This is a genomic window from Streptosporangium sp. NPDC002544 (assembly GCF_040295965.1).
In the GTDB taxonomy this organism is placed as follows: domain Bacteria; phylum Actinomycetota; class Actinomycetes; order Streptosporangiales; family Streptosporangiaceae; genus Streptosporangium.
The window spans coordinates 338,338-358,347 of record NZ_JBEOWJ010000007.1 but is presented as its reverse complement, the minus strand read 5'-3'; the positions used below and the strand labels follow the sequence as shown (position 1 = coordinate 358,347).

Genomic DNA, 20,010 nt, shown 5'->3' with positions numbered 1-20,010 from the left:
GCCCGCCCCCCCCCCCCCCCGCCCCGGCCGCCCCCCCCGCGACCTGGCCGCGGTGCACAGAGCGGTGACGCTCTCAGGGGACCAGTCCCGATTCCTTGATGAGCGCGATCGTCGCCTCGAGCTGGTCGAGGTCGTTCAGGTCGACCGAGGGAACCTTCAGCTCGTCCAGAGCGGGCACTCCCGCGGGCGGTGCGGCGTCGGCCAGGACCGGGTACTCGTAGGTCTCCTCGGCGAAGTACTTCTGTGCCTCGGCGCCGAGCAAGTAGGTGACGAACGCCTGCACGTCAGGATTCTGGGCGGCCTTCTTCAGCACGCCGACGCCCGCCACGTTGACCAGGGCGCCGCTGTCGCCGTCGGGGAAGAAGTGCAGCTTGGCGGTGAGCGTGTCAGGCGTCTTACCCCTCTCCTTGGCCAGCTCGCCCAGGTAGTAGTGGTTGATCAGGCCGACGGCGAGCTTGCCGGAGTCGACCTCCTCCAGGATGGGGCCGTTGCCCTCACGGATCTGCGGGTCGTTGGCCTTGAGCCCGGCCAGGAACTCCTTGGCCTTGGCCTCTCCGTGCTGCACCGTCACAGCGGTGACGAACGCCTGGAAGGACGCGTTGGTCGGGGCCACCCCGACCTTGCCCTTCCAGGCCGGATCGGTGAGGTCGAACACCGAGGCGGGCAGCTGGGCGGCGGGGACCAGGTCGGGGTTGTAGACCAGCACCCGCGAGCGGGCGGTGACGCCGACCCATTCCCCGCTCTTGGCGCGGTAGGTCGCCGGCACCTTGTCGAGCACGGTGGCCGGGAGCGGCGCGAACATGCCCTTCTTGGCCACGGCGCCGAGCGCGCCGGCGTCCTGGGCGAAGAAGGCGTCCGCCGGTGACTTCTCCCCCTCTTCGAGGAGCTGGGCGGCCATGGCCGCGGTGTTGGCGTAGCGGGCCTCGACGGCGATGCCGCTCTGCGCGGTGAACTTGTCCAGCAAGGGCTTGACCAGCGACTCGCTGCGCCCGCTGTAGACGGTGATCTTCTTGTCGGCCGTCGGGCCGGCAGCGGCTCCGGTGGTGTCCGCGGACTCGCCGCCACAGGCGGCCAGCCCGAGGACGAGAACACCGGTGGTGGCCAGCGCGAGCACGGTTTTGGGGAGGAACGTCGGCACCGTGGTGCTCCTTCGGTCATGGAGAAGAATTCCCGATTACAGCTACATCGCTGTAGAAGTTAGCAGAGCCTAACCTAAGTGTTCGCCGCAGGGCCAGGGCCGGCCACGGTAAGGGGCCAGGTCGGCGACGTGACGACGCGACGGAACCGCGACACGCGGCCCCAGGAGAGGTCCCCGGCTACGCACGTCGTACGGGGCGAGGCGAGGAGCGCACCCGGCTGCGGGCCTGCCGGGACGATCACCGGACCGCCTGCGCGCAACGGACCGAGCACTTCCGGCGTCGGCGGGAGGACGAGTGTGTCATCGCCGTACCGGCCTGGGCGGAGTCAGCGGCGCCCACTTGCCGGCGGGGGTGCGGTGGACGCCACGGGTGTCATCGCCGTACCGGCCTGGGCGGAGTCAGCGGCGGGTGTCGACGCCGCTGAGGTTCACTGCTCGCAGGGGCCGCCGGACTGCGTCAGGTCGACGATGGCCTCTCCGGTCCACACCACCGATCCCGCTGCCACCAGGACGGGAACCGCGAGCAGGAACGCGCCGCGCGGGCTGGGCAGCGGTTTGAGCAGGGCGGCGATCCGGCGCGGGACGGGCCCGGGACCTCGAAGGCCCAGGAACGGCACCGCCCCGGACGGTATCTCGCCGTCGGGGGACAGCAGGGCCGCCTCACCGATCGCCCGGGCCGTCGCCCTGCGGTCACCGGTCTGCTCGGCGGCCCGCTCGTCGGCCCAGCGCTCGATCATGTATCCCGCCAGGTGACGAACCTGCCACAGAAAGGGGTGCGCCGCCACGGCCAACCGGCTGGCCAGCAGCCATCGGTGATGATGGCCGCTCAGATGGGCGTGCTCGTGCGCCATGACCGCCGCGTGACTCTCCTCGCCGAGAGCGTCCAGCATGCCCTGGGTCACCACGATCCGGCCCGGCCGTCCGGGGAGGGTGAAGGCAGCCGGTCGTTTCTCGGCCACCACCACGACGTCGCCGCCGGGAAGGGCGGCGGCCTGCTCACGAGCGGCGCACAGCGACCGCCGCTCCCGCCGGGCGCCGCCGGCGAAGCTCGCGACGACGATCACCAGGAAGGCCAGGGCGATCCAGTACGGCCACTCCAGCAGATCACCTCGGATGAGGACCAGGAGGGCGTGGATCGAGACAGCCACCACGCTCACCGCACTCGCGGCCGTGACCACGACGGCTGAGGATACGAAGGCCACCGCCGCCGGTGCCGGATGTTGCCGGTCGACCAGCACCGCCATTGAGACGACCAGCGCCACGGGAGCCACGAGCGTTGACAGCAGGAAATGGTCGATCATCAGGTTTCGCTCTCGTCTTGCCCCAGCAGCAGTCGCCGGACCAGTTCCTCGTCGCCGGCCGAGAGCCCGGAGATGAAATGCGTCAGGGCGGGTGCGTGGTCGGCCTCGGCGTCGAGCAATCGTCTCATCCGCCAGGCGACCAGCCCCGAGGGGTCGGCGGGCGCGGCATAGCGGTAGGCCCGCCCGGACCGCTCACGCGTCACGACGCCCTTGTCGTGCAGCCTGGTCAGGGTGGTCACCACGGCACTGTAGGAGAGCTCGCCACCCCCTTTGCCGCTGAGCAGGTCACGTACCTCCCCCGGTGACAGGGCGCCGGACGCCTCATGAAGCACGGTGAGAATCTCCGCTTCCAGGACCCCCGGGGATCGGCGAGAGCTCATCGGACGACCATAGCGGCCCCCGCCACCGGCCCGGAAGCGAGCAGCGTCATCGCCAGCGCGCAGCCCCACCCGATCACGACCAGGATGGCCCAGGGCAGCCAGGCCAGGCCCCACCGCCCGGCGGCGTCCCACAGCGTGCCGGTCAGCACGCTGCCGGCCGTGACCCCGATGCCCGACAGGGTGGCGTACAGCCCGTAGTGGGTGGCGACCAGCCGTCCGCCGGACATCGCGACGATCACCTCCATCTCGAACGGGCAGATCAGCATGGTGCCGAGCGCGAGGAGCGCGGCCGCGACCAGCATCGGGGCCATGGCCGACTGCCCGGCGAGGCCCTCGTCGGCCACCGCCACGAGCGGGACGGGACCGGACCAGGCCACGAGTGGGACGAAGGCCAGCCCCATCACGGCGAGCCCGGCGCTCATGGCGCGAGGCGCGGTCATCGTGCGGGCCGCCCACGCGGTGACACGCCCCTGCAGGGTGATGACGAGGAGCGCCGACAGCGCGAACATCTCCCCGACGCCCAGATCGCGCTGCGCGCCCAGCGCCCGGCCCATGGCCAGGGGCAGCGTCAGATAGACCTGGAAGGACAGCAGGTACGCCCCCGACATCGCCAGCGAGAAGTACCAGAAGGACCGGTTGCCCAGCACGATCCGCCATCCCCGGCGTTCCCGGCGAAGCTCGGGTGAGACGGCCGGAAGCCCGACCCCCTGCAGGATGGTCAGCAGCACGAACACCCCGGCCGCGACCAGCGCCACGACGCGGAAGTCCAGCCCCGACATGGCCAGCCCGGCCAGCGGGCCGAGCAGCAGCCCCGCCTGCCCTGCCATGTTGAACCAGCCGAACACCCGCACCCGCCGGTCCGCGGCGGCGACGGCCAGCAACGAGCGCACCCCCGGATCGAACAGGGCCCCGGCGAACCCGGTCGCCACCGACGCCACCACCAGCGCGCAGACGCCGTCGGCGAAGCCGAGCAGCGCGAAGCCGGCCGCACGAAGAGCGCATCCGGCCACCACCGTGACACGGCCCCCCAGCCGATCCGCCAGGTAGCCGCCGGCCAGCGCCATTCCGCGCTGGCTCGCGTTGCGCACCCCCATCACCAGGCCGACCACCCAGGCTGCCAAATCGAGCTGGTGGGTCAGGTGGAAAGCCAGGTACGGCATCAGCATGTTGAAACCGAGCTTGATCGTGAACTGGTTGAGCAGCAGCAGCCGCACGAGATTTTCGTTACTCATAGTGACAAAGACGATACGAAAGGTAAGGTTAGCGCGACGTTTACCTTCGGCTTGGGAGCCTGGCCCGATGCCCTCGACCCCGCCGCGACCGGCTTCGTTGCGCCGACGCGTGCTCGTCGCGATCACCGTCGTGGCGGCGTTCACGGTCACCCTGTTCGCGGTGCCACTCGCCATCGCGGTCAGCCATCTCTACCGCAGCGAGACCATGAACGCGCTCAGCCGTGACGCCACCTGGATCGCCGCCGCCATCCCCGACGACGACGTCGAGAACGGCGCCCGGGCGATCACCCTGCCGACCGGCGTGCCCGCCGGTCTCACGGTCGGTGTCTACTCCACCTCCGGCCATCTGCTGCACGGCGGCGGTCCCGCCGTCTCCGGCCTGGTGGCCGCCGCCGTCGAGGGGCACCCCCACGAGGGCGTCGAGGCCGGATTCCTCGTCGCCTCCGCGCCGATCCCCACCGACGAGACCCAGCTCGGGGTCGTGCGGGTCGCCACGCCGTACGACGGGGTCGAGGACCGGATCCATCTCGCATGGCTGCTGATGGCCGCTCTCGCCGCCCTCGCCGTCGCGCTCGCCGCCGCCTTCGCACTGCGCCAGTCGGCTCGCCTGGCGGCTCCGCTGGAGCAGCTGACCAGGGCCGCCCAGGCACTGGGTGAGGGTGACTTCTCCATCAGGCCGCTCCGCTCGGCCATCATCGAGGCCGACGCCGCCGGGCAGGCGCTGGCGGCCACCGCGCACCGCCTCGGCGAAGTCCTCGACCGCGAGCGCTCCTTCAGCGCCGACGTCTCCCACCAGTTGCGCACCCAGCTCACCGGCCTGCTCCTCGGCCTGGAATCGGCCCTCACCCGGCCCGGCGCCGACCTGACCCGGGCCATCGCCGTCGCCGTCCAGCGCGGCCGGCGCCTCCACACCATCATCGACGACCTGGTACGGCTGGCCCGCGACACGCGCACCGCCTCCGAACCCCTCGACGTGGCCGCCCTGCTGGAGGAGGTCCGTTCCGACTGGCACGGCAGGCTCGCCGCACAAGGCCGCCGGCTGACCATCGACCTGCCGAGCGAGTTGCCCCCGGTGGTCGCCTCGCTCCCCGCCGTACGGCAGATCCTGCGGGTGCTCGTCGACAACGCGCTCGTCCACGGGGCGGGGAAGGTCGGCGTCGGCGTCGTCGAAATCGGAGACGCGCTCGCCATCGAGGTCTCCGACCAGGGGCCCGGCGTCCCGGAGGAAAGCGACCCGTTCGTGCGCCGCGCCTCCACAGGTGACGGGCACGGCCTCGGCCTGGCGCTCGCCCGCTCCCTGGCCGAGGCCGAGGCGGGACGGCTGGTCCTGAGCCGTGGTTCGCCGCCGATCTTCAGCCTGCTGCTGTCGCCTTCGAGGAGCACCTGACGGATCCTGCGGCGCCCGGCCCGGAGCCACGAACCGCACGGCGGCGTGAGCTCAGGCCACCGGAAGGCGCAGTTCGACCAGACCGCCCCGGGACACCTTGGGGGTCAGAGTGCCGCCGGCCGCCTCCGCAAGCCTGCGGGCCAGCGCGAGGCCCAGCCCGGCGCCCTCGCCGGACGCGGCCGCCCGTCCTTGTGTTCCTGGACCGAGGACGGCCTCAAGCTCGCCGACGCCGAATCCGGGGCCGTCGTCGCTGATGGCGAACACCGCGTCGTTCCCGGATCGCGAGACGCGGAGCAGCACCGCCGAACGGCCGTACCGCAGCGCGTTGTCCAGTAACGGCTGGAGCATGCGCAGGACCACCTCCCGATCACAGCCGACGACCAGTCCGGCGGCGCACTCCAGATCGAGCTGGATCTCACGTCCCCGCGCACGGCAGGCCCGCAGCACGTCCGCCGCCACGTCAACGGCCGCGGCCGTGCCCGCGGAGGGATCTATGCTCCGCTGCGCCAGGCCGATCAGGGTGTCGAGGGCCGTGGTCATCCGGTCGGTCCCGTCGAGAACACGCCGCAGCACGGCCTGGAGTTCGGCGGCCGAGCGATCCCGGCGGAGAGCCACCTCCGTTTCCAGCCGTAGCCGGGTGAGCGGGGTACGCAGCTCGTGAGCGATCTCGGCGGTGACGCGCTGTTCGTGACGGAGCGCCGCGGAGAGCCGGCCGAGCAGGCCGTCCAAGGTCGAGGCAAGGCCCGTCAGCTCGTCACGGGGCGAGCCGAGGCCGAATCTGCGATCGAGGTCCCGTTCGGACCACTTGGCCGCCTGGGCGGTCATCTGCGCGACAGGCCGCAGGGCCTGCGTCACCGAACGCCGGACGAGCAGGGTGCTGAGCCCGAGAACCAGCATGTCGAAGACCAGCGCGCCGATCAGCGCGGTCCGCTCGGCATCCCGGTACGGGATCATGGAAAGGGCGACCACCACGACCGCGTCCGGCGTCGGAGGGTCGTGCAGCGGTACCGCCAGCATCCGCACGTCGTCGCCGACATCGCGGAAGGTGGGGCGGGAGGCCGCGCTGAGCTTTTGAGCGGAGGAGTCCAGGGGGCCGGGTACGGGCGGTGTGCTGACCGGAACACCGCCGGCGTCGAACACCCACACCCCACTGTCGAGAACCTCGTCGAATGGTGTCTCGTTGACCTTCAGCCGACCCTGGAAGGTCGTCACCGTGGCCGCCGCCGCTCCGGCCCGCGCCCGGAGGACACCGTCGGCGCCCTTTTCCAGTTGCCGGGAGAGCACCAGGTAGAAGCCCATGGTCAAAACCACGAGGGCGGCGGCGAGTGCTGCGGTCGCGGTGACGACGAGCCTGCGCCGGATCACCCGACCGAGTATCCGACGCCGCGGACCGTCGTGATCGCCGACGACTGGTCGATGCCGTCGAGCTTGCGGCGAAGCCGTACGACATAGGCGTCCAAGGTGTTGTCATGGACGATCGCCCCCGGCGGCCAGGCCGCGGCGATCAGTGAATGACGGCGGACGACCTCCCCGCGGCGCGCCAGCAAGGCCGCCAGCAGCCGGAACTCCGTCGGAGTGAGGCCGACACCCCTGCCCTCATTGCGCGCCTCGTGTGCTGCGAGGTCCAGATACAGGCCAGAGGGCGGGTCCGCGGCCTTGCCTCCGCGCCGTACCAGGGCCCGCAGCCGCAGCACCAGCTCCTCGAAGTGGAACGGCTTGGGCAGGTAGTCGTCGGCGCCCGAGTGGAAGCCCGACAACCGGTCGGTGATGCCTCCGCGCGCCGTGAGCAGCAGGACCGGCGCGTGCACGCCGCGCGCGCGCAGGGCCAGGCAGAGATCACGGCCGTCGACGTCGGGAAGGCCGATGTCGATGACGAACACATCGGGCGGGAGATCCTCGAGGCCGCGCAGCAGAGCGGTCCCACCGGCCACCGACAGGGAGACCTCGAACCCCTCCTCCCGCAGGCCGCGGCTCAGACCGGCACGCAGGGCCAGGTCGTCCTCGACGATGGCGACGCTTGGAGTCAAAAGATCGTTTCCTCGCTTCCTGCTGTCGGCAGGTTTGCTACCTCAGCGTATGCGACGCGGAAAACCGCAGGTGAAACCGCCTTTCGGCGGCTCTCGTGAAGCGAGGACGGCCGATCGCCGGTCCGGAAACGCAGTCAGGTCGCGTTCAGGTGGAACGTGCCAGCCTGGCGCGGTGACAACCCACCCTGATCTCCGTCGTCCACCTGACCGTCACCGGATGACCGCCGCAGAGGGCGGCAGGGCTTGAACACACCACGCACGGCCCGCGGCCGTGGCATCACCTGCCGGGCTTCCCGGCTCGTCGCGTGGGCGGCGGTGCTGCCGATCACTGTGGTGGCCGGTGAACTGGGCGAACCTGCCGTGCCCTCCTCGCACATGCTGATACCACTGCTCCTCGGGCTGACGATCGCTCTGACCGGCCGGATGCGTGATCACGCTCCTGCCGTGCTCAACCGAACCTCACAGGTACTGCTCGGCGTGCTGATGGGGACCTACCTGGACCTGTCGGCACTGGGCCACGTGGCCGGATCGATCGCGCCCCTGGCCGCGGTGACCCTGGTGACGCTTCTTCTCTGCCAGGCGGCCGCGTTCGCCATGGCCCGTTTCAGCGGAGTGGATCGAGCCACGGCCACCCTCGGCATGATCGCTGGAGGATCGGCCGCCGCGGTCGCCTCCGCCGAGGATCTCGATGCCGACGGCCGCCTGGTGGCGTTCATGCAGTATCTGCGGCTGGGCTTCATCGTGGCGAGCACACCGGTCCTGCTGAGCTGGATCTCCCCCCTGCCACAGGAGGGGACCGGCACCGGCGCGCGTGGCGGTACCGGCGGCCTCTGGCACCTGGTCAGCGGCCACGACCAGGCATGGGGCCTGAGCGTGCTCGCGGCCGTCGCACTGCTCGGCGTGCTGCTGGGCTCCCGCCTGAGACTGCCCAGCCCGGCCATGATGGGCCCCATGCTGGTGTCCGCCGTTCTCACCGCGACCGGCCTCGCGGGCGGATTCGCCCCCAGCGGAATGCTGCGGACCCTGCTGTTCACCATGATCGGGCTCGATGTCGGCCTGCGGTTCTCCCGGCGAGCCGTGCGGCGTCTGCGCCGGATCCTGCCCGCCGCGTTGGCCTGCACGCTGGCCGTCAGCGCCGCGTGCGCAGCCATGGCCTGGACGCTCTCCGCCGTCACCCACATCCCGTTCGGCGACACCTATCTCGCCACGACGCCCGGCGGGATCAACGCGGTCCTGGCGACGGCCTCCTCCGCGCACGCGAACCTGCCACTGATCTCCAGCGTGCAGAGCCTGCGGCTCTTCGCGATGGCGTTCCTGGCACCGCTGCTGATCCGCCTGACCGTCCACAGGTCCCGGACCGGCGGAGCGAGGCGTTGACCGGGAGAGCCCGATGATCGCCGACGGCATCCCCTTGGCCGTCGGCGACCGCGTCGACGTCACCCGGCTCGTGAGGCGAACTCGGTCATCGCGTCGAGCAGCCACCGGGCGACGTAGTCGGCGAAGGAGGCGCGGGGCAGGATCAGGTACGTCGAGGGACCGGACTGCCAGAGCAGCACAGGCACCGGCCCGAGCGTGGTCGTCACCGCGTCGCCGGGGCCGAACGACCGGGGATGCAGGTCGGCGGGGCAGCCCTTCTCCAGCACCTGACGCGCCGCGGCCCCGCTGAGCTCAAGAGTCGTCCGGTTCGCCGACACGTCGACCACCGTGCCGGAATCACCCGCCAGGGCCTCGACGAGGTCCGCCACCAGCGGGCCGGGGTCGGCCGACGAGACCACGAGCCATTCGTCCGGGCCCAGCCACAGGGCGGTGTGCGCTCCCGCCCGAGCGGTGTCCGCGACCCGCTCCGGCAGGCCGGTCCCCAGGGCCGCCCCGATCCGGTCGAAGGCCGCGGATCCGGGTGCCACCCGGACGGAGACCATGGTCAGGAACGGCAGCTCCCGCAGTGACCCGCCCCGGGCACCGCGCATCCGGTCCTCCAGGTGCGCCAGCGGGCTGCGCCGCAGTTCGACGGGACCCGTCTCAGCCATCACGCCTGTTCCCTTCGGGGTCGTACAGCACGGGTTCGGCGACCTGGACCTCGACCAGGGAGTCGCCCACGTGGGCGATGAGGATCTCCCCGATCCGGTCCCGGCCGCCGGCGACGAGCGCGAGGGCGAACGGCCGGCCGAGCGCCTCGCTGTGGTAGCTGGAGGTGACGTGCCCGAGCATCGGGACGGGTCCCTGCTCCGGGGTGACCGGCGTGTCCGGCGCGATGATCTGCGTGCCCTCGGGCAGCCGGGTCACCCGGTCGACCGGCAGCAGGCCGATCAGGTGCCTGCGGTCGGCCCGCGCGGTGTCCGCCCTGGTGTAGGAGCGGTTACCGATGAAGTCCTTGCGTTTCGAGACCACCCAGTCCATGCCGGCGTCCTGCGGCGTGACGGTCCCGTCGGTGTCCTGCCCGACGATGGGGTAACCCTTCTCCGCGCGGAGCACGTGCATCGTCTCGGTGCCGTAGGGCGTGATGTCGAGGTCCGCCCCGGCGGCGTACACCTCCTCCCAGACGGCGAGGCCGTACCAGCCCGACACGTTGATCTCGTAGGCGAGCTCGCCGGAGAAGGAGATCCGGCAGATCCTGGCGGGTACGCCGGAGGCCAGCGTGGTCTCGCGGAAGGTCATGAACGGGAACGCCTCGGCCGAGACGTCCAGGTCCGGGGCCACCCGCGCGACCACCTCCCGTGACTTCGGGCCCACCACCGCGATCGTCGTCCACTGCTCGGTCACCGAGGTGCAGTACACGTCCAGCTCGGGCCACTCGGTCTGCAGCCACTCCTCAAGCCAGTCGAGGACACCGGCCGCACCGCCGGTGGTGGTGGTGAGGAGGAAGCGGTTCCGGCCGAGGCGCAGGTTCACGCCGTCGTCCAGGATCATGCCGTCGGGCTTGCACATGACCCCGTACCTGGCGGAGCCGACCGGCAGTCTCCGGTGGGCGTTGGTGTAGACGCGGTCCAGGAACTCGCCCGCGTCGGCGCCGCAGACCTCGATCTTGCCCAGTGTGGAGGCGTCCATCATGGCGACGCCCCGCCGGGCGGCCCGGCTCTCACGGGCGACCGCCGCGTCGATGTCCTCGCCGTCCCTCGGGAAGTACCGGGGGCGCAGCCACTGCCCGACGATCTCGAACCTGGCGCCGTGCGCGACGTGCCAGGGGTGGACCGGGGTGGTCCGTTCGGGGTCGAAGAGGTCGCCTCGCTCGCGCCCGGCGAGGGCCGCGAAGGAGACCGGGGTGTACGGCGCCCGGTAGGACGTCGTACCGATCTCCCCGGGGGTGCCGCCGAGAGCGGCGGCGATCACGCCGATCGCGTTGACGGCGGAGGTCCTGCCCTGGTCGTGCGCGGTGCCGATCGTGGTGTAGCGCTTCACGTGCTCGATGCCGCGCAGGCCCGCACCGGTCGCCCGCCAGACGTCGGCGACGGTCTGGTCGCGCTGCAGGTCGACGAAGTGCTCGTGCCAGTCGGCCGGCTCGCCGGTCCGCCCCGGCACCAGCCAGAGCTGCCGGACCGGCCCGTACTCGCCGGTGGCCGCCCGTCCCACCGGAGCCTCGGCCTCGATCGGGAACCCGGCGGCCACGGCGGCCTCGACCCCTGCCTCGGTGCCTTCCGAGAGGCAGCCACCGAGGTCGAAGGTGCCCCGGGCCGAACCGGCCACCCGCTGGTCGTGGACGGTCCCTTCGGGGACGAAGGCCGCGAGCACGTCGTCCCAGCGCAGCCCGCCCTGCCGCTGGCTGTGCAGGTGTACGACGGGGCTCCAGCCGCCGGAGACGGCGAGCAGGTCACACGCGATGGTCTCGACGTCGCCGCTGAGCAGTCCGTCGTCGTCCAGGGCGCTGACCAGGACGCCGTCGACCCGCGGGGTACCGGCCGTCTCGACGACCGCGCTGCCCGGCACGACGCGCACTCCGGTCCCGGCGACCTCGGCCGCGCGCGGCGACAGGGCGGGACGGGCGTCGATCACGGCCGCCACCTCGACGCCGGCCGCGACCAGGTCGGTCACCGTGTCGTACGCGCTGTCGTTGGTGGTGCTCACCACGGCGCGGGAGCAGGGCGTCACGGCGTACCGGTTGAGGTAGCCGCGCACGGCCGAGGCCAGGAACACCCCGGGGCGGTCGTTGCCCGCGAAGACCAGCGGGCGCTCGTGCGCGCCGGTGGCGATCACGACCCGCGCCGCCCGGATGTGCCAGACCCGCTGGCGGGACACGCCCTCGGGGGCCGGATGCCCGAGATGGTCGGTGCGGTGCTGGACGGCGACGACGTAGTTGTCGTCGTAGCCGCCGAAGGCGGTGGTGCGGCTGAGCACCCTCGCCTCGGGGGCGGATTCGAGTTCGGCCACGACCTCGCGCACCCAGTCCAGCGCGGGCGAGCCGTTCACCGTCTCCTCCCGGCAGGAGAGCAGCGATCCCCCCGGCTCGGACTGCTCGTCGAGGAGGATCACCCGGGCGCCCGACCTGGCGGCGGCGGAGGCCGCGGCGAGCCCCGCCGGGCCGGCACCGATGACCAGGACGTCGGTGTGCGCGAACATCTTGTCGTAGACGGCCTCGTCACCGGTGGGGTCGAGCCGGCCCAGGCCGGACAGCGTCCGCACGGCCAGCCCGTCGACGAGGGAGACCGTGGTGGCCGGGAGCATCGACTCCGAGCACCGCCCGAGGACCTCAAGCAGCGCGTTCGGCTCCTCGACACCGGCCGCCACGATGCCGCGCGGTCGCCCCCGGTAGATCGAGGGGGCGACGTCGAGCCTGCCCGCGGCCAGCATCGCCGAGGCGACGGTGTCACCCGGGTGGCCGGTCAGCTCCTGGCCGTCGACGGTGAGGCGGAGCACCGTGTCACGGTCGATCCGGCCGCCGGACGGGAGCCGGTGGGGCTGGGCGCTCATCGCGATCCTTCCGGGCGGGGGTCGGTGGGCCGGTAGACGGCGAGCACCTGGTAGCTGGTGGTGTCCCGCACGACGTTGAACCAGCGGCGGCAGCCGGTGCTGTGCACCCAGCGTTCGGCGAAGGGGCCCTCGGGGTTGTCACGGTAGAAGAGGTACTCGGCCCATTCCTGGTCGGTCAGGTCGGCCGGGGCCTGCGGGTAGCGGACGTGGGCCTGCCCGCCGTAGTGGTACTCGGTCTCGTCCCGTGGACCGCACCAGGGACAGTTCAGCAACAGCATGCGGTGGCTCCTTGGCGAGATCGCGAGGGTCAGTGGGCCACGGCCGCGGCGCCGTGCTCGTCGATGAGGGCGCCGGTGGTGAACCGCTCCAGGGAGAACGGCGCGTTCAGCGGGTGCGGCTCCCCGGTCGCCATGGTGTGGGCCATGGTCCATCCGGCCGACGGGGTGGCCTTGAAACCGCCGGTCCCCCAGCCGCAGTTGACGTAGAGGTTCTCCACGGGCGTCCTGCCGATGATGGGCGAGGCGTCGGGGGAGACGTCGACGATGCCGCCCCAGGTACGGAGCACGTGCGCGCGGGCGAAGATCGGGAACAGTTCGATCGCCGCCGCCATCTGCTTCTCGATGACATGGAAGGAGCCGCGCCGGCCGTAGCCGTTGTAGGAGTCCACTCCGGCGCCCATGACCAGCTCGCCCTTGTGCGCCTGCGAGACGTAGACGTGCACGTGGTTCGACATGACCACGGTGGGGTGGACCGGCTCGTACAGCTCGGAGACCAGTGCCTGCAGCGGTTGCGACCGGACCGGCAGCCGGAAGCCGGCCTGCTCCGCCAGGACGCCGCTGTGACCGGCGGCGACCAGGCCGACCACCCCGGCGTTGACGGTGCCCCGCGTGGTGCGCACGCCGACGACCCGGTCGCCGTCCTTGACGAAGCCGGTGACCGCGCAGTTCTGGATGAGGTCCACGCCCAGCGCGTCCGCGGCGCGGGCGAAGGCCCAGGCCACGTGGTCGTGCTTGGCGATGCCGGCCCGGGGCTGGAACGTCGCGCCCAGCACCGGGTAGCGGACGTCCGGGGAGATGTTGATGATCGGGCACACCTCGGCCACCTCCTCGGCCTCCAGCCACTCCGCGTCGACGCCGTTGAGCCGGTTGGCGCCGACCCGGCGGCGGGCCTCGCGGACGTCCTGGAGGGTGTGGGCGAGGTTGAGCACGCCCCGCTGGCTGAACAGGAAGTCGTAGTCCAGTTCCTCGGGCAGCCGCTCCCACTGCTTCAGCGCGAACTCGTAGATCCCGGCGCTCTCGTCCCACAGGTAGTTGGAGCGGATGATCGTGGTGTTGCGGGCCATGTTGCCGCCGGCCAGCCAGCCCTTCTCCAGCACCGCCACATTGCCGATGCCGTGGTTTCTGGCCAGGTAGTAGGCGGTGGCCAGCCCGTGCCCGCCGCCGCCCACGACGATCGCGTCGTACGACGGCTTCGGCTCCGGGTTGCGCCAGAGCAGGGCGGGGTGCTCGGGGAGCGGATTCGTGGTCACGCCGAGGCTCCGTTCGGGTCGAGGCCGCCTAGAAAACTATTGATATATCAGTTAGTGGGGTAACCTACGTCAGGTGCGAGCGACGGTCAACGTAGGGGGCGGGGACGACGAGTCACCGCTCTCGCTCGCTGAGCAGGCATACCGCGCCATCCGCGACAAGCTCGTCATGCTCGACATCCGCCCCGGGATGCCGATCAAGGAGGATCACCTCGCCGCCTCACTCGACATGGGCAGGACACCCGTCCGCGAGGCGTTGAAACGGCTGGAGGGTGAGCGGCTCGTGGTCGCCTACCCGCGCCGCGGCACCTTCGCCACCGACGTCAACATCACCGACCTCGCCCACATCTCCGAGGTCCGGCAGCAGCTGGAGCCGGTGGCCGCGGCCAGGGCGGCCCTGCGTGCCACGCCGGCGGACCGGATCGCACTCGGCGAGCTCGGCGCGGAACTGGCCCCCGAGCGCATCTCCACCCTGCCGCCGGAGAAGCTGATGCGTCTCGACCTGCGCGTGCACCGCGCCCTGTACGCCGCCACCGGAAACCCCTACCTTGAGGACACCCTGGTCCGCTACGACAACCTGGCCACCCGGATCTGGTGCCTGTTCGTCGACCGGCTTCCCGGCATGGCGGGCCATGTCGGAGAACACGGCCCGCTGCTGCGCGCCGTCGTCGACGGCGAGGAGGAGCGGGCCGCCCGGCTCGCCGCCGAACACGTCGCGGGCTTCGAACGCGAGGTCCGCGCCCTGCTCTGACCTCCCGGCCCGATCACTTGACGATCTCCAGGACCGCCATCATGCCCGCGTCCTCGTGGTTGAGGATGTGGCAGTGCAGAACGGTCTTGCCGGTGTAGTCGGTGAAGTGGATCCGGATGACGACCTGCCCCCTGGGGGGAATGTTCACGGTGTCCTGCCAGCCGTGGGCGTGGTGCGGCCGCCCGTTGGTGCTCATCAGCTGGAAGTCGTTGGTGTGGACGTGGAAGGAGTGTTCCTCGTCGCTGTCGTTGCGGACCGTCCACTCCTCGACCGTGTTCAGCTTCGACCGGATGTCCACCCGGTTCATGTCGAACTGCCTGCCGTTGATGTAGAACTCGGTCCCCGCCTTGTTCTCGGAGAACACGATGGTGCGCCGCGCGGCGAGGGCTGCGTGGCTCAGGTCCTCCGTCGGCGCGAAGGTCGCGGGCAGCTCCACCGGGTGCGTCGGCGTGCCCTCGGAGACCAGGGTGGCCAGGGTCGCCTGCGGGAACGTGTTCCCGGCCGATCCGGTGCTGTACGGGAGCGTCTGCAGCCGGGTACGGCCGGGCGGACCACCTCGTACGAGCACGTCGAACCGGGAACCGGCCGCGAGGAGGAGCGAGTCCGCCGACCAGATCCGGTCGACGGGGTTGGCGTCATGGGCGATCACCTGGAACCGCTGCCCGTCCAGATGGACCTTGTAGTAGATGTTGGCGCTGATGTTGGCCAGCCGCCACAGCTGGGTCTCACCCGGCCGGATGTGGATGGTCGGGTTCAGCTGACCGTTGACCGTACGGTTGGTGGGCGCACCGATGTGCAGATCCCGGGTCCTGATCGCGTCGCCCTGGATCTGGAAGTCCTTGAGCGCGATGACGTGCTCGGTGATGTCGCGCAGGCCGGGCGGGAGATACCGCTTCAGCCCCTCGACGACGATGACGCCCGACAGCCCCCCGGCGACCTGCACCCCGGATATCGGATGCGCGTGCGAGTGGTACCAGTAGGTGCCTGGCGCGAGGTTGTCCGGGAATCGGTAGGAGTAGTGGAACGTCTGTCCGGGATCGATGTGGATGAAGACGTTGTCGGAGTTGCCGCTCGGCGACACGTGCAGCCCGTGCACATGGAGGTTGGTGTACCTGCCCAGCCGGTTCTCCATCGCCAGCTCCAGCCTGTCCCCCGGCCGGATCCGCAGCGTGGGCGGCATGTAGTCGCCGTTGTACGTCAGGGACCACAGCCGGTGCCCGGCCACCTCCACCTGCCGTCTCTCCACGACGAGTCGCGCGCGCAGGACCCCCCTGTGGCTCACCAGTTGCGACGGGTCCCGCAGTGGGGCCCCCTCCCGAACCGACGGCGACGGGCTACCGGCGAAGCCGCTCACCACCGTGGCGACGACAAGGATCGCGACCACGGCGAGACGGGACAGACCGCATCGAGACCGCATCCCACCCCCCGATGTGAAGCGCTCTGAGGTTACCGAGCCGTCTGTCGTTATCGGCCGGTACGGGACGGGCCAAACTGCCGCCTCGGACACGGGGGCCTTTGCGTGCCGAATATTTGACCGGCCGACACCTGCCTTCCTTGACTCCCGCCGCCGTTGGGCCCCCGTACGGACGACCCCTGCTGGAGCGGTCAGGGTCCGGGTACGGCGTCGCCCCCGCCGTACCCGGCCCCTGACCTTCCCCTTCGGCCTCCGCGCTCATCCTCCCTGTGCTCGGCGCCGGGACGTCTGTTGTTGACGCCTCTCCCCCGCCATGAGCCGGACGATGTACGACCTGGCGCCGGAGAGACGGACCTGCTGGACATGGACGGGGACCAGCCGATGCCGGATGGCGGTGCCGAGGTCGTCGGTGTCGGGGATCAGCACCACCGCCATTCCGTCGGGGGCGAGGACCCGTCGCAGCTCCGTCCACCAGCGGGAGGGAGCCCCGTCGAGCAGGCCGTGCGCGGCGACCTGCGTACCCCAGGGTGGGTTGCACACGACGCGGTCGATGCTGCCGTCGGCCAACGGCAGGTCGCCGGCGTCGGCCGGGCGGACGGTGATGGCCCGGGAGTCCGCCGCGTTCGTGCGCGCCGCCCGCAGCGCGTCCGGGTCCAGGTCGAAGCCGCAGAAGCGGGCGTCCGGCCGCAGGTGTCCGGCCTCGATGAGCAGGGTTCCGGCACCGCAGCAGGGGTCGAGCACCCGGTGATCGGACCGGATGTCGGCCATCAGGGCCATCGCCGCGGCCAGCGGAGGATGCAGGGTGCCCGGGATCGTGCACCGCTTGTAGGTACGGCGGTGCAGCGGCCGGTCGGTGATCCTCAGCATGAGCGTCGCCCGGGTACCGTCCAGGATCAGCCGCCACGCGCTGTAGGCCGGTGGGGGCGCGACGCCCCCGCGCCGCGAGTGGTAGCCGGCTCCCAGCCTCCGCGCCAGGGCCCGGCCGACGGCGTCCTCGGCGTCGTACCGGTTGAAGTTCCGCCTTCCCAGGAAGGACGCCGACACCTCGACACCGGTGAGCTCGCCGGAGCCTCCGCAGCCCAGCCGATGCCGGAGCAGCCTGTCCACGTCGGTGACGGCCGCGAGCTCGGCGAGCGCGTCGACCCCCGTTCTGGCCGCTCCGATGTCCGGCAGTCGGGCGGCGAGCAGGAACACGTCGTCCGCGGTGCGCAGCCGGACCACCCCGGGCTCCGGTCGAGGCGCGCGGAAGTGCACCTCACGGTGGCCCAGATGGGTGATCGGACCGAGTCCGAGCTGGAGGATCTCGGAGGCCACGATGGGCTCCAGTCCCCGGACGCACCGCGCCACCAGGCGCGCCGCCGTCACGAGACGGCGAGGGCGCTGGGACGCGGGGCGGTGAGAAAACGCGCGCGGGTGCGCATGATGATCGTTCTTCTCCCACGTCAAGGTTCGGGACGGCGCCACGCCGCCCCGCCTCGTCGACGACGGGGGTTCCTCGCCTCGCCGACGGTCCCTTAACGCAGGTGGAAGAAGAAGATCATGGAACGGATGGTAACAGTCCCAGTCCGTGATCAGCCAGCGCTGTATCGGCTCAGGAGCCTACGCGACACCGGTCCGCGAACCGACCCGGATGGCGGCGGCTCGCGCTGTTCGGCCCACCCTCATGTCGAGCCTCCGGACGGCAGGCCGATGACGAGGGTCAGGCCGCCGGTGGGGTTGGCGGTCGCGGTGAGCGTGCCGTGGTGCGCGGTGACGACCGCGCGGACTATCGCGAGCCCGAGACCGTGCCCGCGCCCGCCCTCCTCGGGGCCGTGACGGATGCGGCCCGCACCCCGCACGAAGGGCTCGAAGAGTTGCTCCAGCCGGTCCGGTGTCACCGGGGGGCCGGTGTTGCCGACGGCCATCACGGCCCGATCCCGTTCGGTGGTGACGGTGACCATGGCCCGGCCGGAGGGCTGGTTGTGCCGGATCGCGTTGGTCATCAGGTTGACGGCGAGCTGGCGGAGCAGGGCCGGATCACCGATGACCGGCGCCGCCTCCAGCCGCGAGACCACCGTCACGCCCCGCCGGTCGGCCTCGCCGGAGGTGACGGCGATCGCGTCGCGGGCGAAGTCGGCCAGATCGGCGGTCACGACGGCGCTGACGCCGTGGTCGGCTCGGGCGAGGTCGAGCAGCGCGCCGACGATCCGCTCGCTGCGCGCGTTGACCTCGGTCAGGTCGGCGAGCAGCGCGGGCACGTCACAGGCCGAGGGCTCGGCCGCGGCGACGTCGAGGAGTGCCTGGCTGGTGGCCAGCGGGGTGAGCAACTCGTGTGAGGCGTTGGCGGCGAAACGCCGATGGCCGTCGAAGGCGGACTGCAGGCGGGCGAGCATGCCGTCGAAGGTGTCGGCCAGTTCCTTGAGCTCGTCGGCGGGGCCGTGCAGGGCGACGCGCTCGTGTAGGTTCCCCCCGGCGATTCCCGCCGCGGTGGCGGTGACCCGGCGGATGGGGGCCAGCATGCGCCCGGCCACGATCCAGCCGATGGCCACCGCGCCCAGCGAGCACACCGCCAGCGCCAGCCCGGAGACGCGCAGCAGGTTGTCGAGCACCTGCGGGGCGTCCTGGACACCGGGTCCGGCCGACGTGCCCGGCGTGACGCCTGCCGGTACCGGCGCCACCGGGGCCACCGCCGGGGTGAGCAGCCCGGACATCAGCAGGTAGACGGCGGCCAGCGCGGCGGCGGTGGCCGCGGTGAAGGTGACGCCGTACAGCAGGGTGAGCCGGGTACGGATCGTCATCCGGCGCCGGGCGGTCATCCCGTGGCCAGGCCGATCGCCACCGGATCGGACACTCATTCCGGAGCCAGCCGGTAGCCGACGCCGATCTCGGTGTGGATCAGCGGTGGCTCGCCGAGCTTGCGCCGCAGCGAGTGGACGGTGATCCGGACCGCGTTGGTGAAGGGGTCGGCGTGCTCGTCCCAGGCCTTCTCCAGCAGGTACTCGGCGCTGACCACACCGCCCCGGGCGGCCAGCAGGATCTCCAGTACGGCGAACTCCTTGCGGGGCAGGCGGATCTGCCGGCCGTCCCGGCTGACCTGCCGGGTGTAGGGATCGAGCCGTACCCCGGCGGCGGCCAGTACGGGCGGGCGGGCCTGTGACGGGCGGCGCCGCAACGCCAGTACCCGTGCGACCAGTTCCGGGAGCCGGAACGGCTTGGTCAGGTAGTCATCGGCGCCGAGGCCGAGCCCGGTGACGGTGTCGTCGAGCGTGCGCGCCGCGGTCAGCATCAGGATCCGGCACGGCGTCCCGGCCTCGACCAGCCTCCGGCACACCTCGTCGCCGTGCACGACGGGTAGGTCACGGTCGAGGATCAGCACGTCGTAGTCGGTGACCGCGAGCCGTTCCAGCGCCGTGGCCCCGTCCGCGGCCACGTCCACCGCCATGGCCTGCCGGCGCAGCCCGGCGGCCAGGGTCCGGGCCAGCAGCGGCTCGTCCTCGGCTATCAAGATCCGCACAAGCCTGTCCCTCCTCGAGCGTCCCGCACGCACACGGCTTCATCCTCGCCGACGAGGTGTTCGTCCCGCGTTTGGTATTCCCGGCCGGCGTTCGGCCGCGGAGGGCTCCGAATTTTCCCGAACGCCGGCCGAATGCCGGGTGCGGCTGAATGGGCGGTGATCCGAAACAGGAACCCCGACAGAGGGAGAGCTTTGATGAACATCCCCCGCAAGCTCGCGGCCGTGATCGGCGCCGCGCTGGTCGTGGGCGGGCTGGCCGCCGCCGGTGTGGCGTACGCCGCCAACGACGGTGACGTCTGCGTGGTGGCCGGTCTGCTGACCAAGGCGGCCAGGCCGGCCGGCAGCGCCCCGGCCGACGCCGAGCAGCGAGCAGCCGAGGACGGGCCGCTGTGCGTCCCGGCCATCCCGGCCGCTCCGGTGGCCCCCGCGGCCGAGTAGGCGCGTTCCCGGCCGGGGCGCC

Annotated in this window: 18 protein-coding genes; 4 read left to right on the top strand and 14 right to left on the bottom strand. The window is 71.6% G+C overall.

The genetic code is table 11. The features are described from left to right. Nucleotides 1-73 precede the first annotated feature (73 nt). The 4 genes from ABT061_RS13700 to ABT061_RS13685 form a co-directional block, all read right to left on the bottom strand. The gene (locus ABT061_RS13700) at nucleotides 74-1,138 is read right to left on the bottom strand and encodes an iron ABC transporter substrate-binding protein (RefSeq protein ID WP_350916145.1); all 1,065 of its coding nucleotides are present in this window, start codon (nucleotides 1,136-1,138) and stop codon (nucleotides 74-76) included. Between the two features lie 428 nt (nucleotides 1,139-1,566). Then, nucleotides 1,567-2,439, bottom strand: a complete 873-nt coding sequence (locus ABT061_RS13695) for a M56 family metallopeptidase (RefSeq protein WP_350916143.1) — start codon at nucleotides 2,437-2,439, stop codon at nucleotides 1,567-1,569. Beyond that, nucleotides 2,439-2,819 (bottom strand): BlaI/MecI/CopY family transcriptional regulator, encoded by a 381-nt coding sequence (locus ABT061_RS13690; RefSeq protein WP_350916141.1) that lies wholly within the window; start codon nucleotides 2,817-2,819, stop codon nucleotides 2,439-2,441. Before ABT061_RS13690 ends, ABT061_RS13695 begins: the two co-directional genes overlap by 1 nt. Next, nucleotides 2,816-4,051, bottom strand: a complete 1,236-nt coding sequence (locus ABT061_RS13685) for an MFS transporter (protein WP_350916139.1) — start codon at nucleotides 4,049-4,051, stop codon at nucleotides 2,816-2,818. The genes ABT061_RS13690 and ABT061_RS13685 overlap by 4 nt, the downstream gene beginning before the upstream one ends. 67 nt (nucleotides 4,052-4,118) lie before the next feature. Between ABT061_RS13685 and ABT061_RS13680 the strand changes: the two genes are divergently transcribed. Further along, entirely contained in the window at nucleotides 4,119-5,438 is a 1,320-nt protein-coding gene (locus ABT061_RS13680; RefSeq protein ID WP_350916137.1) for a sensor histidine kinase, read from the top strand. 51 nt (nucleotides 5,439-5,489) lie between these two features. On the opposite strand, the gene ABT061_RS13675 is transcribed toward ABT061_RS13680, so the two are convergent. Together ABT061_RS13675 and ABT061_RS13670 are read right to left on the bottom strand one after the other, a co-directional pair. Beyond that, nucleotides 5,490-6,803 (bottom strand): ATP-binding protein, encoded by a 1,314-nt coding sequence (locus ABT061_RS13675; protein WP_350916135.1) that lies wholly within the window; start codon nucleotides 6,801-6,803, stop codon nucleotides 5,490-5,492. Continuing rightward, entirely contained in the window at nucleotides 6,800-7,465 is a 666-nt protein-coding gene (locus ABT061_RS13670; protein ID WP_350916133.1) for a response regulator transcription factor, read from the bottom strand. The genes ABT061_RS13675 and ABT061_RS13670 overlap by 4 nt, the downstream gene beginning before the upstream one ends. A 243-nt stretch (nucleotides 7,466-7,708) precedes the next feature. On the opposite strand from ABT061_RS13670, the gene ABT061_RS13665 reads away from it, so the two are divergent. Continuing rightward, nucleotides 7,709-8,842, top strand: coding sequence for an AbrB family transcriptional regulator (locus tag ABT061_RS13665; protein ID WP_350916131.1), 1,134 nt, complete (start codon nucleotides 7,709-7,711; stop codon nucleotides 8,840-8,842). Nucleotides 8,843-8,901: 59 nt separating this feature from the next. On the opposite strand, the gene ABT061_RS13660 is transcribed toward ABT061_RS13665, so the two are convergent. The 4 genes from ABT061_RS13660 to ABT061_RS13645 are packed head-to-tail and all read right to left on the bottom strand — an operon-like array spanning nucleotide 8,902 to nucleotide 13,895. Then, entirely contained in the window at nucleotides 8,902-9,492 is a 591-nt protein-coding gene (locus ABT061_RS13660; RefSeq protein ID WP_350916130.1) for a sarcosine oxidase subunit gamma, read from the bottom strand. Then, nucleotides 9,485-12,367 (bottom strand): sarcosine oxidase subunit alpha family protein, encoded by a 2,883-nt coding sequence (locus ABT061_RS13655; RefSeq protein WP_350916128.1) that lies wholly within the window; start codon nucleotides 12,365-12,367, stop codon nucleotides 9,485-9,487. Before ABT061_RS13655 ends, ABT061_RS13660 begins: the two co-directional genes overlap by 8 nt. After that, nucleotides 12,364-12,645 (bottom strand): sarcosine oxidase subunit delta, encoded by a 282-nt coding sequence (locus ABT061_RS13650; RefSeq protein WP_350916126.1) that lies wholly within the window; start codon nucleotides 12,643-12,645, stop codon nucleotides 12,364-12,366. The genes ABT061_RS13655 and ABT061_RS13650 overlap by 4 nt, the downstream gene beginning before the upstream one ends. Nucleotides 12,646-12,674: 29 nt before the next feature. Further along, on the bottom strand, nucleotides 12,675-13,895 hold the full coding sequence (locus ABT061_RS13645; protein WP_350916124.1) for a sarcosine oxidase subunit beta family protein: 1,221 nt from the start codon (nucleotides 13,893-13,895) through the stop codon (nucleotides 12,675-12,677). A 73-nt stretch (nucleotides 13,896-13,968) separates the two neighbouring features. Here ABT061_RS13645 and ABT061_RS13640 point away from each other — a divergent pair, with 73 nt between their 5' ends. Then, nucleotides 13,969-14,643, top strand: coding sequence for a GntR family transcriptional regulator (locus tag ABT061_RS13640; protein ID WP_350916122.1), 675 nt, complete (start codon nucleotides 13,969-13,971; stop codon nucleotides 14,641-14,643). A 13-nt stretch (nucleotides 14,644-14,656) separates the two neighbouring features. Here ABT061_RS13640 and ABT061_RS13635 read toward each other — a convergent pair whose 3' ends face one another. From ABT061_RS13635 to ABT061_RS13620, 4 genes are all read right to left on the bottom strand, one after another. Continuing rightward, nucleotides 14,657-16,027, bottom strand: coding sequence for a multicopper oxidase family protein (locus ABT061_RS13635; RefSeq protein WP_350916120.1), 1,371 nt, complete (start codon nucleotides 16,025-16,027; stop codon nucleotides 14,657-14,659). 288 nt (nucleotides 16,028-16,315) lie between these two features. Next, on the bottom strand, nucleotides 16,316-17,371 hold the full coding sequence (locus ABT061_RS13630; RefSeq protein WP_350916118.1) for a TRM11 family SAM-dependent methyltransferase: 1,056 nt from the start codon (nucleotides 17,369-17,371) through the stop codon (nucleotides 16,316-16,318). A 347-nt stretch (nucleotides 17,372-17,718) separates the two neighbouring features. Then, complete coding sequence (locus tag ABT061_RS13625; protein ID WP_350916116.1) at nucleotides 17,719-18,834, bottom strand: sensor histidine kinase; 1,116 nt, start codon at nucleotides 18,832-18,834, stop codon at nucleotides 17,719-17,721. Nucleotides 18,835-18,887: 53 nt separating this feature from the next. Then, nucleotides 18,888-19,550 (bottom strand): response regulator transcription factor, encoded by a 663-nt coding sequence (locus ABT061_RS13620; protein WP_350916114.1) that lies wholly within the window; start codon nucleotides 19,548-19,550, stop codon nucleotides 18,888-18,890. A gap of 195 nt (nucleotides 19,551-19,745) precedes the next feature. Here ABT061_RS13620 and ABT061_RS13615 point away from each other — a divergent pair, with 195 nt between their 5' ends. Then, nucleotides 19,746-19,988: a hypothetical protein gene (locus ABT061_RS13615; RefSeq protein WP_350916112.1), complete on the top strand. Its 243-nt coding sequence runs from the start codon at nucleotides 19,746-19,748 to the stop codon at nucleotides 19,986-19,988. Nucleotides 19,989-20,010 lie beyond the last annotated feature (22 nt).

Coding starts and splice junctions, on each gene's coding strand:
- ABT061_RS13695 (WP_350916143.1), bottom strand. CDS start 2,439: ATGATCGACCATTTCCTGCTGTCAACGCTCGTGGCTCCCGTGGCGCTG.
- ABT061_RS13690 (WP_350916141.1), bottom strand. CDS start 2,819: ATGAGCTCTCGCCGATCCCCGGGGGTCCTGGAAGCGGAGATTCTCACC.
- ABT061_RS13685 (WP_350916139.1), bottom strand. CDS start 4,051: ATGAGTAACGAAAATCTCGTGCGGCTGCTGCTGCTCAACCAGTTCACG.
- ABT061_RS13680 (WP_350916137.1), top strand. CDS start 4,119: ATGCCCTCGACCCCGCCGCGACCGGCTTCGTTGCGCCGACGCGTGCTC.
- ABT061_RS13660 (WP_350916130.1), bottom strand. CDS start 9,492: ATGGCTGAGACGGGTCCCGTCGAACTGCGGCGCAGCCCGCTGGCGCAC.
- ABT061_RS13655 (WP_350916128.1), bottom strand. CDS start 12,367: ATGAGCGCCCAGCCCCACCGGCTCCCGTCCGGCGGCCGGATCGACCGT.
- ABT061_RS13650 (WP_350916126.1), bottom strand. CDS start 12,645: ATGCTGTTGCTGAACTGTCCCTGGTGCGGTCCACGGGACGAGACCGAG.
- ABT061_RS13625 (WP_350916116.1), bottom strand. CDS start 18,834: ATGACGATCCGTACCCGGCTCACCCTGCTGTACGGCGTCACCTTCACC.
- ABT061_RS13615 (WP_350916112.1), top strand. CDS start 19,746: ATGAACATCCCCCGCAAGCTCGCGGCCGTGATCGGCGCCGCGCTGGTC.